The 13,116-nt window shown below is 69.0% G+C and carries 13 protein-coding genes and 1 tRNA gene; 5 read left to right on the plus strand and 9 right to left on the minus strand.

Annotation, left to right across the window (positions count from 1 at the left end; genetic code table 11):
• Window positions 1–30: 30 nt before the first annotated feature.
• Genes ACW5DW_RS02050 through ACW5DW_RS02060 form a run of 3 tightly spaced genes read right to left on the minus strand, consistent with a single transcriptional unit; the run spans window position 31 to window position 3,093 of the window.
• A complete protein-coding gene (locus tag ACW5DW_RS02050) occupies window positions 31–1,569 on the minus strand; it encodes a PH domain-containing protein (protein WP_457017048.1) in 1,539 nt (512 codons plus the stop codon).
• Window positions 1,550–2,065 carry a PH domain-containing protein gene (locus ACW5DW_RS02055; protein WP_457017049.1) on the minus strand — a complete coding sequence of 172 codons (516 nt, stop codon included), beginning with the start codon at window positions 2,063–2,065 and terminating at the stop codon, window positions 1,550–1,552. Before ACW5DW_RS02055 ends, ACW5DW_RS02050 begins: the two co-directional genes overlap by 20 nt.
• Window positions 2,062–3,093 (minus strand): lauroyl acyltransferase, encoded by a 1,032-nt coding sequence (locus tag ACW5DW_RS02060; RefSeq protein ID WP_457018377.1) that lies wholly within the window; start codon window positions 3,091–3,093, stop codon window positions 2,062–2,064. The genes ACW5DW_RS02055 and ACW5DW_RS02060 overlap by 4 nt, the downstream gene beginning before the upstream one ends.
• Before the next feature lie 152 nt (window positions 3,094–3,245).
• On the opposite strand from ACW5DW_RS02060, the gene dtd reads away from it, so the two are divergent.
• The 4 genes from dtd (at window position 3,246) to ACW5DW_RS02080 (ending at window position 6,798) form a co-directional block, all read left to right on the plus strand.
• Window positions 3,246–3,686, plus strand: coding sequence for a D-aminoacyl-tRNA deacylase (gene dtd / locus ACW5DW_RS02065; RefSeq protein WP_457017050.1), 441 nt, complete (start codon window positions 3,246–3,248; stop codon window positions 3,684–3,686).
• A gap of 243 nt (window positions 3,687–3,929) precedes the next feature.
• A complete protein-coding gene (gene rpoD, locus ACW5DW_RS02070) occupies window positions 3,930–5,816 on the plus strand; it encodes an RNA polymerase sigma factor RpoD (protein ID WP_457017052.1) in 1,887 nt (628 codons plus the stop codon).
• Window positions 5,817–6,025: 209 nt separating this feature from the next.
• Window positions 6,026–6,406, plus strand: a complete 381-nt coding sequence (locus ACW5DW_RS02075) for a hypothetical protein (protein ID WP_457017053.1) — start codon at window positions 6,026–6,028, stop codon at window positions 6,404–6,406.
• Window positions 6,407–6,722: 316 nt separating this feature from the next.
• Window positions 6,723–6,798, plus strand: a tRNA-Ile gene (locus tag ACW5DW_RS02080).
• A gap of 45 nt (window positions 6,799–6,843) precedes the next feature.
• Here ACW5DW_RS02080 and ACW5DW_RS02085 read toward each other — a convergent pair.
• From ACW5DW_RS02085 to ACW5DW_RS02110, 6 genes are all read right to left on the minus strand, one after another.
• Complete coding sequence (locus tag ACW5DW_RS02085) at window positions 6,844–7,287, minus strand: CBS domain-containing protein (protein ID WP_457017054.1); 444 nt, start codon at window positions 7,285–7,287, stop codon at window positions 6,844–6,846.
• A 116-nt stretch (window positions 7,288–7,403) separates the two neighbouring features.
• Window positions 7,404–7,799, minus strand: a complete 396-nt coding sequence (gene sdhD / locus ACW5DW_RS02090; protein ID WP_457017056.1) for a succinate dehydrogenase, hydrophobic membrane anchor protein — start codon at window positions 7,797–7,799, stop codon at window positions 7,404–7,406.
• A gap of 4 nt (window positions 7,800–7,803) precedes the next feature.
• A complete protein-coding gene (gene sdhC / locus ACW5DW_RS02095) occupies window positions 7,804–8,229 on the minus strand; it encodes a succinate dehydrogenase, cytochrome b556 subunit (RefSeq protein WP_457017057.1) in 426 nt (141 codons plus the stop codon).
• Complete coding sequence (locus tag ACW5DW_RS02100) at window positions 8,229–9,080, minus strand: succinate dehydrogenase iron-sulfur subunit (protein WP_457017058.1); 852 nt, start codon at window positions 9,078–9,080, stop codon at window positions 8,229–8,231. Before ACW5DW_RS02100 ends, sdhC begins: the two co-directional genes overlap by 1 nt.
• A gap of 132 nt (window positions 9,081–9,212) precedes the next feature.
• Window positions 9,213–9,941, minus strand: coding sequence for a DNA-formamidopyrimidine glycosylase family protein (locus ACW5DW_RS02105; protein WP_457017060.1), 729 nt, complete (start codon window positions 9,939–9,941; stop codon window positions 9,213–9,215).
• Window positions 9,934–10,695, minus strand: coding sequence for a DUF72 domain-containing protein (locus tag ACW5DW_RS02110; RefSeq protein WP_457017062.1), 762 nt, complete (start codon window positions 10,693–10,695; stop codon window positions 9,934–9,936). The genes ACW5DW_RS02105 and ACW5DW_RS02110 overlap by 8 nt, the downstream gene beginning before the upstream one ends.
• Before the next feature lie 371 nt (window positions 10,696–11,066).
• Here ACW5DW_RS02110 and ACW5DW_RS02115 point away from each other — a divergent pair, with 371 nt between their 5' ends.
• Window positions 11,067–13,097 (plus strand): M3 family metallopeptidase, encoded by a 2,031-nt coding sequence (locus ACW5DW_RS02115; RefSeq protein ID WP_457017064.1) that lies wholly within the window; start codon window positions 11,067–11,069, stop codon window positions 13,095–13,097.
• Window positions 13,098–13,116 lie beyond the last annotated feature (19 nt).

The following is a 13,116-nucleotide window of genomic DNA, read 5'->3' on the forward strand; positions in this document are numbered from 1 at the left end:
CGCGATGGTGCATCACCGTCGCGCGGCCTGTCACCAGCGCAGCGGCCGCAGCGCCACTTCGCGCGCAAGCCGGTCATGCAGCGCGCGCGCATCGTCCAGCGGCAGCCAGCGCATCCGCAGCGGTGGCGCCATCGGGCTGGCGCCGGCGGTATCGAGCCACAGCGAGGCCATGCCGAAGCGGCGGTCGAGCGGCGACTGGCGCAGCTGCAGCGCCTGCAGCTTGTCGATCTCGGCAAAGCGCCAGTGGCGCGACCACCAGCCCTCGCGGACGGCCACCAGGCGCGCGTCGACGTGATAGCCGGCGAAGTGCGCGTGGCGCGTGGCCAGCAGCCAGCCCCACGGCAGCCACAGCAGGCCGAGCAGGCCCCAGGCGCCCAGGTACCAGCACAGGCCGGCGCTGAGCAGAAGGCCGAACACCGCATCACCCAGCAGCAGCCGCAGCCACGCGTGCCGATGCAGCGGGCGCCAGCCTTGCGGTGGCCAGGCGAGACCGTCGAGCAGATGGCGCAGCAGCGCGTCGCAGGCCTCCGGCGTGGCAATGGGGGCAAGCTCCGGCGCATCGCGCGCCTGGCCCTCGCCGCTGCCGGTCTGCGCACCGGCGGTATCGATCGACAGCGAGCGCCGCGCGAACAGGCGGTGCAGGATGCCTTCGCGCAGCGTCCAGGCCTGGATGCGGCGTCGCGACACGCTGCTGCGCACGCGCGACAGCAGCCCGCGCTCGACGGTCAGGCGACGTCCGTGCTCGCGCAGTTCGAAGCCGTGGTAGCGCACGATCGCCAGCAGCACCGAGAACAGCCGCACCAGCGCCAGCGCCAACAGCAGCACGCCCGTCGCCGCCAGCGCGGTCGAGGTCCAGCCGCCATTGATGTGCTCGGCGTAACCGGACAGCTCGCTGCGGGCAAGGTTGAAACCCTGCTTGAAGGCGTTCTCGGGCAGCGCCTGCCAAGCCAGGGCGAACGCGGCGCCCACCACCACCATGCCGCGATTGGAGATCAGCCCCAGCCGCACGATTTCCGACAGCGGCAGCGCCAGCAGGGTGTGTCCGCGCTCCGGCATCGCGGCAGCCGAGTCCGCGGCGTCGGACGCGTCTTCGGCACCGCGTGCGCGGTGCCGGATCAGTCGCTCCAGCGCCAGCGCGTCGTCCAGCTGCAGCACCCGCATCTGCGCCTCGGGTTTGGTGCCGCCGGCCGATTCGAGCTTCACCTCGGCCACGTCGAACAGCCGGTGCAGCAGCGTCTGGCGCAGTTCGACGTTGTGGATGCGCGAGAACGGCACCTGGCGCAGGCTGCGCTCGAGCAGGCCGCTGCGGATCACCAGGCTGTCGCCCTCGATGCGGTAGCGATAGGTGAAATAGCGCCAGACCGACAGCAGCGCCAGCACCACCACGGCGACGCCGGCGGCGATCAGCTGGTAGCCCTCGTCGCGACGGCCGCCGAACACGACCAGCACCAGCAGCGGCACCAGGAGCTGGCGCAGCGAGCCAAGCAGCACGAACAGCCAGGACCAGGGATGCAGGCGCCGGTCCACGGACGGGGCCTGTGGTGCCGGCTCAGGCGTCGTCGTCGTCATGCTCGATCCAGCGCGCCAGGTGGTCGCGTAGCCGCTCGGCGTCCTGCGCATCCAGCCCGGGAGTCGCCACCGAGTTGTTGCGGCTGCCGGCGGTGTGGATCACCAGGGTCGACAGCTTGAAGTGCCGCTCGATCGGCCCGTGCTGGATGTCCAGGTGCTGCACGCGCGACCTCGGCACGAAGGTCTCCTGGCGCCACAGCCGCCCGCGGCGCAGGGCATAGCCGTCGCCATCCAGCCGCCAGCGCGTGCAGGCGTGGCGGCGCAGGCCCATCCAGGCGCCCAGCGCCGGCAGCACGACCAGTAGCGCGAGCGCGAGCGGCAGCCCGATGGACGATTCGAGCAACAGGCCGATGGGGACGAGGAGGGCCAGGGCGACTACGCCGTTGCCGAACACGTTGCCGGCCACGAACAGCCAGCGCGCGCGCGGCGGCAGCGGCTGCCAGTCGTCCGTGGCGGCGATCGGCTCCGGATCCGGCGGTGGAGAGGGCTCGCTCATCCGCGCTCCAGGTCGGCGTACGGATTGGACACGTGGCTGCCGGGCGGCTGCGCCTTGAAGCGTTTGTAGGTCCACTGGTACTGGGCCGGGTCGCGCCGCGCGATGCGCTCGACGTCGGCATTGAGCGCGGCGGTCGCGACCTGGGCGTCATTCGAATCGATGCCCGGCGAGGCCGCCATGATCCGCAGTGCGTGTCCAGGCCCCGGTCCGATGCGTTCGCACCAGGCGAACAGCACCGTCGCGCCGCTGCGCGCGGCGAGCCGGCCGAGCAGGGTCATGGTCGAGGCCTGCACGCCGAAGAACGGTGCGAACGCGCCATCGCCGCCCTTGGGCTGCTGGTCGGGCAGGATGCCGACCACGCCGCCGGCCTGCAGCCGCTTGTAGAGCTGGCGCACGCCGGCGCCTTCGGCCCGTACCTGGGTGATGCGCCCGGCGTCGGCATCGGCGCGCACCCGGCGCAGGAAGGCCTCGCCGATCGCGGACTCCGGCGGCTTGTAGAGGATCGCCAGCGGCGTCTTCGCCGCCAGCCACTGGTTGAGCAGCTCCCAGTTGCCGAAATGGGGCGCGGCCACGATCAGGCCGCGGCCGGCGGCCAAGGCCTCGTCGAACAGCGCCTCGCCATGGACCTCGTGGATCAGGCCCAGGCTCTCGGCGTGCGGGCGGGTCCACAGCCGCAGCGTCTGCAGGGTCTGCAGGCCGGTCGAGCGCAGGATGCGGCCGCGCCAGTCGGCACGCTCGAGCGGCAGCATCTCCGGATAGGCCAGTTCCAGGTTGCGCAGCGCGACCACGCTCTCGCGCGCGCCGGTACGCAGCCACACCCAGGCCAGCGCGTCGCCCATGCGCCGCAGCGCCGGCCACGGCAGCCGTCCGATCGCCGCGGCAAGCGCATACAGGAGGCGGGCAAGGAGGTCGGTCACGCGGCCAGTGTAGCGAGGGCGGGCAGTGGACCGCCGCCCGGTCCCAGGTTTGTCATCCCGAGCGCAGCGAGGGATCTGCTTCCGGCCTTGGACGAACCGCGGAGCCCTCAGCTGCGCCCGCAATGACAAACCATTAGGCTTTGGCGGACTTGGCACCCGTTCCACGCCCCGCGGCTCTTGGCCCCGTCGTCCAATCAGCCGTTCCCGGGCGCTCCGCGGTCTCTGACGCCACTCTCCGCCTCCAATTCCCGCCTCCCCAGACCATGCTCTCCCTCATCCAGCGCGTCAGCCAGGCCAGTGTCAGCGTCGACGGTGAGACGCTCGGCCGGATCGGGCCCGGCCTGGTCGCGCTGGTGGGCGTGGAGCCGGGCGACGGCGCGGGCCAGGTCGCCAGGATGGTCGACCGGCTGCTGGGCTACCGCGTATTTGCCGACGCCGAGGGGCGGATGAACCGTTCCCTGTCCGACACCGGCGGCGGGCTGCTGCTGGTCAGCCAGTTCACCCTGGCGGCCGACACGCGCTCCGGGATGCGCCCCGGATTCAGCACCGCGGCAGCGCCGGCCGAGGCCCGGCAGGTGTTTGACCAACTGCTGGCTGAATGCCGCGCCCGCCACCCCGGCGCCGTGGAAACCGGTCGATTCGGAGCGCACATGGTGGTGGACCTGGCCAATGACGGGCCGGTGACCTTTCTGCTGAAAGCCTGATCCGGGCCCGCCCGCCGAGGGCGCGGCTTGCCCGGTTGAGGAGGCCGCTGCCCAGCGCGCTGCATGCGCAGGCGCTCCTCCGGGTCCCGCGATGCCCTTTCCAGACGCTGGAAACCTGCCGATCCGCCCCCATCTGTTGTCGGGTCCGGCCGGTGGAGGCCGGGTCCAGGCCGTCCGCGCAGGATCCGAGCGGGCTGCAATGGTATAATTACGGGTTCACTTTTCCCCCCGGGTGCGCGCCTCATGGCGAATGAACGTCCAGCCGAACAGTCCGCCATCAAGCTCCTGATTTCCAAGGGGCTCGAGCAGGGCTATCTGACCTACGCCGAAGTCAACGATCACCTGCCCGACGATCTCGTCGATCCGGAGAAGATCGAGGACATCATCGGCATGATCAACGGCATGGGCATCGAGGTGCACGAAGTTGCGCCCGACGTCGAATCGCTGCTGCTCACCGGCGACTCCACCGGCAACCGCGAAGTCGATGACACCGCGGCCGAGGAAGCGGCGGCCACGCTGACCGCGCTCGATGCCGAGGGCGGCCGCACCACCGACCCGGTGCGCATGTACATGCGCGAGATGGGCACGGTCGAGCTGCTGACCCGCGAAGGCGAGATCGCCATCGCCAAGCGCATCGAGGAAGGCCTGAACCAGATGCTGGCCTCGCTGGCCAGCTTCCCGTGGTCGGTGCAGCTGCTGCTCGAGGACTTCGAGCTGCACAAGGCCGGCAAGAAGCGGCTGGCCGAACTCGTGGTCGGCTTCAACGACCAGGAAGAGCCCGTGGCGGAGCCGCCCGCTCCCGCTCCGGCGCCCGCCCCTGCTGCCGCCGCCGCTGCCGCCGGCACCGCCGCAGATGGCGCAGAGGCGGAGGAGGAAGAGGAGGCCGCCGAGGAGGCCGAGGAGGCCGGCCCGACCGGTCCGGATCCGGCCGAGGTCGCGCGCCGCATGGAGGCGCTCGCCGCGCTGTATACCAAGTTCCAGAAGACCTACGCCAAGAGCGGCGCCGAGGCCAAGCCCGCGCTGAAGCTTCGCGAGGAAATGGCCGAGATCTTCACCAGCCTCAAGCTGCCGCTGCCGCTGACCGACACCCTGGTCCGCAAGCTGCGCGAGGTGGTCGGCCAGATCAAGGACCACGAGCGCCGCATCCTCGACCTGTCCACGCGCGTGGCCAGGATGCCGCGCAGGGATTTCATCCGCGCATGGGATGGCAACCAGACCAACCTGGGCTGGGTCGATGACGTGCTCAAGCGCAAGCAGAAGTGGTCGAGCGGCATGCGCGAGGTCAAGGACCAGATCATCGCCGAACAGGAAGCCACCCTCGCGGTCGAGAAGGCGATGATGGTCACGCTGGCCGACCTGCGCGAGATCAACCGTGCGATGGCCTATGGCGAAGCCAAGGCGCGCAAGGCCAAGAAGGAAATGGTCGAGGCCAACCTGCGCCTGGTGATCTCCATCGCCAAGAAGTACACCAACCGCGGCCTGCAGTTCCTCGACCTCATCCAGGAAGGCAACATCGGCCTGATGAAGGCGGTGGACAAGTTCGAGTACCGCCGTGGCTACAAGTTCTCGACCTACGCCACCTGGTGGATCCGCCAGGCGATCACCCGCTCGATCGCCGACCAGGCGCGCACCATCCGCATCCCGGTGCACATGATCGAGACGATCAACAAGCTCAACCGCATTTCCCGCCAGATGCTCCAGCAGTACGGCCGCGAGGCCACGCCAGAGGAGCTGGCCAAGGAAATGGAGATGCCCGAGGACAAGATCCGCAAGGTGATGAAGATCGCCAAGGAGCCGATCTCCATGGAGACCCCGATCGGCGACGACGAGGACTCGCACCTGGGCGACTTCATCGAGGACACGAACGTCGAGTCCCCGGTGGAGGCCACGACCAACATCAACCTGTCCGAGACCGTGCGCGACGTGCTCGCCGGGCTGACCCCGCGTGAGGCCAAGGTGCTGCGCATGCGCTTTGGCATCGACATGAACACCGATCACACGCTGGAAGAAGTCGGCAAGCAGTTCGACGTCACCCGCGAGCGCATCCGCCAGATCGAGGCCAAGGCGCTGCGCAAGCTGCGCCATCCCAGCCGCTCCGAGCAACTGCGCTCGTTCCTCGATATCGACTGAGGCGCGGCACCGGCCTGCAGGTCCGCCGCTGGCGGTCCTGGCCCCATCGATCGCCCCGGCGTGCCTTGCGCGCCGGGGCGATTGTCGTCTGGGTCGGCGAAACCTGAACGGCGCTGCGGCGGCGCGCCGGGCTTCGCGCGATGCCGACATGGCCATCGGCAAAGTGCCTCCCGACGGCGCACCTAGCGCCGGAAACAGGAGACCTTTCGATGAATACCGCCAAGACCCTTCTTGCGCTTGCTCTTGCCGCCGGCCTGGGCGCCTGTTCCAACGCCGACCAGGCCCAGAACTCCGCCCAGGAAGCCGCCAACTCGGCGACCGAAGCGCAGCAGGCCGCCCAGAACGCAGCCAGCACCGGCGACACGGCTGCGGCGCAGTCTGCCCAGGCCGCCGCTGATGCGGCCGACGCCGCAGCGGACGCGACCTCCCAGATCGCCGGCCAGGTTGGCGGCGCGGGTGACGACATGACCCGTCGCGACGACCTCGCCGATGCCGCCGAGAAGGCCGCTGACGCTGCCGAGCAGGCGCAGGACGCCGCTGAGGAAGCCAACGCCGCGGCCGACGGCCGCAACAACACCGACGGCCAGTAAGCCGTCACCCCGACGACCGGGCGGCTTGCGCCGCCCGGCTCGTGTCGCGCAGCCGTGGCCGGACTCGTCGACTGGCCCCGGTTGCGCGATTTTTGTTTGCAGGTTGGCGACCGGCACTGGCGCGATGGCTGGCATCCCATCCGGCACCAGGTGATCCACTCCCCCACCGGACCCCGATCCCCGACCCGACTCCGCCAACTGCCGGCTCCGGACGGTGTCCGCATCCCTGATGTCGGCTTCAACCCGCGCCGGCGCAGCCCGCCGGCCCTCAGCAGCAACTGCAGGCCCCGCGGTGCGGTGATAATGGGCGTCGCGCGGGCCTATAGCTCAACGGTCAGAGCAGGGGACTCATAATCCCTTGGTTCCAGGTTCGAGTCCTGGTGGGCCCACCATCTACTGATCCGGCCGAGTCCGCGCCGGGCATCAGCTGGCGACTGTCAGCGGTATCCGGTGTTCATCACGTAATCGCGGAGCAGCGACTCCTCGTTCTCGACCTCCAGCAGCAGCGCCTGCAGCACGTCGCGTGCGTTGAGCACGCCCAACGGTCGCCGGGCTTCATCAAGAACCGGCAGGTTCTTCAAGCCGCGAGCTTTCATCCTGGACCACACTTCATCCAGCGGATCGCCCAGATGGCACACCACCACGTCGCGCGTCATCACCAGCGCAGCCGCCGTGGTGCATCCGCAGCCCTGGCAACGTCCCATCTGCTCGACCACGTTCGAGCTGGTGACCACGCCTGCCAACAAGCCATCGGGCCCGCAGACCACGACCAGGTCCGTGTCCGGCTCGCCCAGCAATTTCGCGGCTTCGAGGAGTGCAGCGCTGTCGGCCAGCGTGACCAGGCGCGTGCGCGCGGCGACAAGTACGCCGTTAACGAACATGGCGACTTCCAGGACGGTGTGGCCGTCGTGGGACGAGTGGCATGACCAGTGCTGCCGAATCAAGCTGGAATGTCATGTGGCTTCCTCCGGTTTCATGATTGGTGGTGGGGTCCGGCCTATCCGTTGAACGCGATGCCAAGCGTGGCCAGGATCCCCGCCAGCGCCAGAGCGATGCAGCCCAGGCGCAGCAGCAAGAGGGCAGCGAACCTGGCGGTGGAGTGCATGTAGTCTTCGATCACTACCTGCACGCCAAGCGCCGTGTGGTGGAACGCCGCAACCAGGAGCAACACCATTGCGATCGTGTTGAGGGGCAATCGCAGCCAGGCTACGAACTCGGAATGACTGCTTCCGGTGTGCAGGATGAGCGCGGCGGCAAACCACAATGTCAGCGGAACCAGCGCAATGGCGGACACGCGCAACGCCCACCAATGGGCAACGCCTGACCGGGTCGAACCGAGGCCAATGGCGTGTGCCAGCGGCGAACGCGTATTGCGGGGCGGATGGCGCGTCATGGCGCTATGACCCGAGCCATGCACTGCCACCCCATGCCAGGGCCGTGAGCACCAGGCTCGCCGCCACGACCCACCACCCGGATGCATAGATCGCGTGCAGCTCGAAGCCGTGCACAGTGTCCCAGACCAGATGGCGGATGCCGCCGCACAGGTGCAAAAAGAACGCGAAGGTGCATACAAGCAGCATCACTTGGCCGACCCATGAGTCGATGGCGTCCTGGATCACGGCATAGGCTTGCGGCCCGCTTGCAGCCGCAACCAGCCAGAGCACCAGCACCACCGCGCCGGCGCTGAGGATGACCCCGGTAATCCTGTTGACCACGGACAGCACCGACGTCAGCTGCGGCCGATAGATCTGCATGTTGGGCGACCTCGGCCGAGGCCGGTGTTGGCCGGGCCTGGTCGCGGCGCCCTGGCTTTTATCGTCCATCAGCCGTGCCGCTCCATCATCATTTTCTTGATCTCGGCAATTGCCTTGCCGGGGTTCAGCTGTTTCGGGCAGGTCCGGGTGCAGTTGAGGATGGTGTGGCAGCGATACAGTCGGAACGGATCTTCGAGTGCGTCAAGACGCTCGTCGCGGGCGTCGTCGCGGCTGTCGGCAAGCCAGCGCCACGCCTGGAGCAACACGGCCGGGCCCAGGAAACGGTCGCCATTCCACCAGTGGCTCGGACAGCCCGAGGTGCAGCAGAAGCACAGGATGCATTCGTAGTAGCCGTCGAGTTCGGCGCGCTGCTCCTGCGACTGCAGGCGTTCGCGCACTGGCGGCGCGGTCCGCGTCTTGAGCCAGGGCTGGACGACCGCGTACTGCGCGAAAGCGTGCGTGGTATCCGATACCAGGTCCTTGATGACCGGAAAGCTGGCCAGTGGGTAGATCGTGGGTGAAGCGGCCAGGTCGGAGATGAAGCGCGTGCAGGCAAGCCAGTTGGTGCCGTCCATCGTCATTGCACATGAGCCGCAGACGCCCTCGCGGCAGGAACGGCGCAGGGTCAACGTCGAGTCGACCTTGTTCTTGATCCAGAGCAGCGCATCGAGCGCCATCGGGCCGCAGTCGTCGAGGTCAACCTCGAAGGTGTCCAGCCGTGGGGTCGAGGCGAGCCCGTCGCTCGGGTCTGGATCGTATCGATACACCTGGAATGACTTGATCCGCACCGCACCTGGTGGCGCCGGCCATGTCTTGCCGGGACCGATGCGCGACGCCGCGGGGACGCCGAGGTCCCGGGGTACGGGGAAGCGCTTGAGCAGCGTCGTACGCGGCAACTCTTCCGACGATCTGATGATCATCGGTCCACTCTAGAACCAGCCAGGTTCGGTGCGCGTGAACCGGGTTTGCGCGGTCCCCGCGCAACGGCCGGCATTGCCGGGCGGCTGCCGGGCGCGAACAGAATGCTGCCGGCAGCACCGGACCGGTTCCCCTCAGTAGCGGACCTGGCAGTGGTTGCACCAGAAGGTCCGCCGCTGGCGAGTACCGAGGTGCGCGAGCTCGAGGCGACTGCCGCATTCGGAGCAGTCGCGCTTGCGGTGGACCAGCCAGTGCTTGCGCAGCACGTACTGCTTTTTCCATTCGAGGAAATCGAAGCTGTATTCGCGCGCCTGCGCGATCATCTGGCCGAGCTTGCGCGGCGGCAGGTCGCCGACGCGTGTCTCGGGATGTACGCGGATGCGAAACAGCACTTCGTTCTTGATGATGTTGCCGACGCCGGCGAACACGTCCTGGTCGAGCAGCGCGTCGCAGACCAGCACTTCGGGCTGCGCCTTGAGCTTCCTGCGCGCCAGCGGCGGGCTCCATTCGGGGGACATCACGTCGCCGCGCCAGTCGTAGGTGTCGTCCAGCGGCCCCTCGATGTACTTGAGCGAGGACGAATAGAAGTACAGCGTGCCGTTGTCGAACTGCAGCGACAGGCGCACGGGCCTGGGCTTGGGGTCGTCGATGCGGTAGGTGCCAAACATCAGCATGTGCACGCGCAGGCTGAAGCTGCTGAACTCCAGCAGGAAATGCTTGCCCCAGCTGCGCACGGACACCACGCGCCGCCCCTGCATGCGCTGGAGGTCGAGTTTGCTGTTGCCCTCGACGTGGCGCACGGTCTTGCGGCGGAAATGGGCGGCCTCTTCCCTGAGGATGACGATGGACGGGCCTTCAGGCATGTGTGCTCCCGCGGGCGCGTCGCCTGGCGCCGGCAATGGTCTGGAAGCGCAGGGCGTCGGTGGCGGCGTGGCCGTGCGCGGTGTTGTCGAAGATCACCCAGGTGGGTACCCGTTTGCAGGACGCGACCTGTGCCGCCAACGCCGCCAGCGCCGCGTCGTCGTAGCGGCTGTAGTACATGCGCGGCGCGCCATGCCAGCGCCAGTAGGTCCAGCCTGCGGCTGCCCCGCCGGGAAGTGCGGCTTCCGGCAGGCGCGCCGGGTCGGCTGCCACGCGCGAGATCGCGTGCTGCTGCAGCAGCGCATCGGCGCGCGCGTCGAACCAGCTGGCGTGCCGCGGCTCACAGGCCACCGGCAGATCGGTTCGCCGGCGCAGCATGCGGAAGAACGACGAGGCGCTGCGCGCATCGAAGACGAGGCTGGGCGGTAGCTGCAGCAGCAGGCCGCCGAGCTTCCTGCCCAGGCCATCGACTTCGGAGAGAAACTGGTCCAGCGCCGGCCCCGCGCCGCGCAGCACAAGCTCGTGCGAGATGGTGCGCGGCATCTTGGCCGAGAAGCGGAAGCTTGCCGGCACGCTGTCCGCCCAGCGTTGCCAGGTATCGCGCCGATGCGGCCGGTAGAAAGACGAGTTGACCTCGGCGATGTCGAAGCGCGTGGCATAGCGCGCGAGCATGCTCGGGCCATCGCCGAACAGGCCGCGCTGGGGCGTGCCGATCGACCAGCCGGCGCAGCCGGTGCGGATGCGTGGAGTGGCCATCGCGTCAGCGGCCTCGGCGTGGGAACGGGGCGGCGGTGGGGACGATTTCTCCCTGCGGTCGAAATGACAGCAGTGGGCGGGCGCGGCGGGATGCTGCGCTGTGGGCGATGCCGCCGCTGCGTGCCAGGCCACGTGGCGGCGCGTGGAGATCCGACGGGCTACGTTCTGCCAGGGGCACCGGTTCCGCCTCGCGCGTCAATGAAGCCGGGAGGCTGACGTAGCCTCGATCAATGCCTCGTGAGGCGGGAGAAAGGACGCGATGTGCTGCCCGGCCCACCTCTACAAGAGCACGGCTGAGCGGGCACGGTGTGTTCCGCGGCGGGTTTCGGCGGCCGTGGCATCCTGTCCGCCCCCTCCAACCCGTGCACGCCATGTCCTCCAATCCGCTGCTCGATTTCTTCGGCCTGCCGCGTTTCGCTGACATCCGTCCCGCACACGTGGCTCCGGCGATCGGACAGCTGCTGTCGGAAGCCGAAGCCGCGGTCCGCCTGGCCGAAGCCGTCTCGCCGGTGACCTGGGAGGCCTTCGCCGTTGCGCTGGACGATGCCACCGAACGCCTGGGGCGCGCCTGGAACCAGGTCACCCACCTGGAGGCGGTGGTCAACACGCACGAACTGCGCGCGGCCTACAACGAGACGCTGCCGGCGGTCACCCGCTTCTGGAGTGCGCTGGGACAGAACGAGGCGCTGTTCGCGCAGTACCGGCGGCTGGCCCAAGCGCCCGGCTTCGCGGACTGGAGCCAGCCGCGGCGCAAGGTGGTGGAAAACGCGCTGCGCGATTTCCGTCTCGGCGGCGCGGAGCTGCCGCAGGCGCGGAAGGCGCGCTTTGGCGAAATCCGCGAGGAGCTCGCCGCACTGCAGGCGCGTTTCTCGCAGAACGTGCTCGACGCCACCGATGCCTTCGCCCTGTACGTCGAGGACGAGGCGCGGCTTGCCGGCCTTCCCGCCGACGTGCTCGCCGCCTGCCGCGATGCGGCGGAGAACGACGGCAGGCCCGGCTGGAAGCTCGGCCTGCAGATGCCCGTGTACCTGCCGGTGCAGGCCTACGCCGAGGATCGCGAACTGCGCGCCGCGCTGTATCGCGCCAACGCGGTGCGTGCCTCCGAGCTGGGCGACGATCCGGCGCTCGACAACGGCGCGCTGATCGATCGCATCCTCGCCCTGCGCGCGGAGCTGGCCGCGCTGGTCGGCTTCGACAGCTACGCCACCTACTCGCTCACGACCAAGATGGCCGACACGCCGGACGAAGTGCTGGGCTTCCTGCGCGACCTCGCCGCGCGCGCGAAGCCGCATGCGCAGCAGGATCGTGCCGAGCTCGAAACCTTCGCGCGCGAACAGCTGGGCATCGACGCCCTCGAGGCCTGGGACCTGGCCTTCGCCAGCGACAGGCTCCGGCAGGCGCGCTACAGCTACTCGGCCCAGGAAGTGAAGCAGTACTTCACCGAGCCGAAGGTGCTGGCCGGCCTGTTCGGCCTGATCCACGACCTCTACGGGTTGCGCGTCGAGTCCGACACGGCGCCGGTCTGGCACCAGGACGTGGGCTTCCATCGCCTGGTCGACGACGAGGGCGCCCTGGTCGGCCAGTTCTACCTCGACCTGTATGCGCGCGAGGGCAAGCGCGGCGGCGCGTGGATGGACGACTGCCGCAACCGTCGCGAGCGTGCCGACGCCACGCAGACGCCGATCGTGTACCTGGTCTGCAACTTCGGACGCGGTATCGACGGCAAGCCTGCGACCTTCAGCCATTCCGACGTCACCACCCTGTTCCACGAGATGGGCCACTGCCTGCATCAGCTGCTCACGCGGGTGGGCGAGCTGGGCGTGGCCGGCATCAACGGAGTGGAGTGGGACGCGGTGGAGCTGCCCAGCCAGTTCATGGAGAACTTCTGCTGGGAATGGCCGCGGGTCGAAGCGATGACCGCACACGTGGACAGCGGCGAGCCGCTGCCGCACGCGCTGTTTGACAGGATGCTGGCCGCGAAGAACTTCCAGAGCGGCATGGCCACCGTGCGCCAGCTGGAGTTCGCACTGTTCGACATGCTGCTGCACGACCGCTTCGATCCGGCCCGCGAGCCGGTGCAGGCGCTGCTCGATCGCGTGCGGGGCGAGGTCGCGGTCAACAGTCCGCCTGTCTGGAACCGGTTCCAGCACCAGTTCAGCCACATCTTCGCCGGTGGCTATGCGGCCGGCTACTACAGCTACAAGTGGGCCGAGGTGCTGAGCGCGGATGCCTATGCCGCCTTCGAGGAGGCGCCCGCCGCGGTGGCCGCGACCGGCGCACGTTTCCGCCACGAGGTGCTGGCCCGCGGCGGCAGCCGCAGCGCGGCAGACAACTTCCGCGCCTTCCGTGGCCGTGCGCCACGCATCGAGGCCCTGCTCAGGCATTCGGGCATGACCGGCTGACCTGGCGCCCGCGCGTCGT

Source organism: Luteimonas sp. A482 (genome assembly GCF_054072655.1).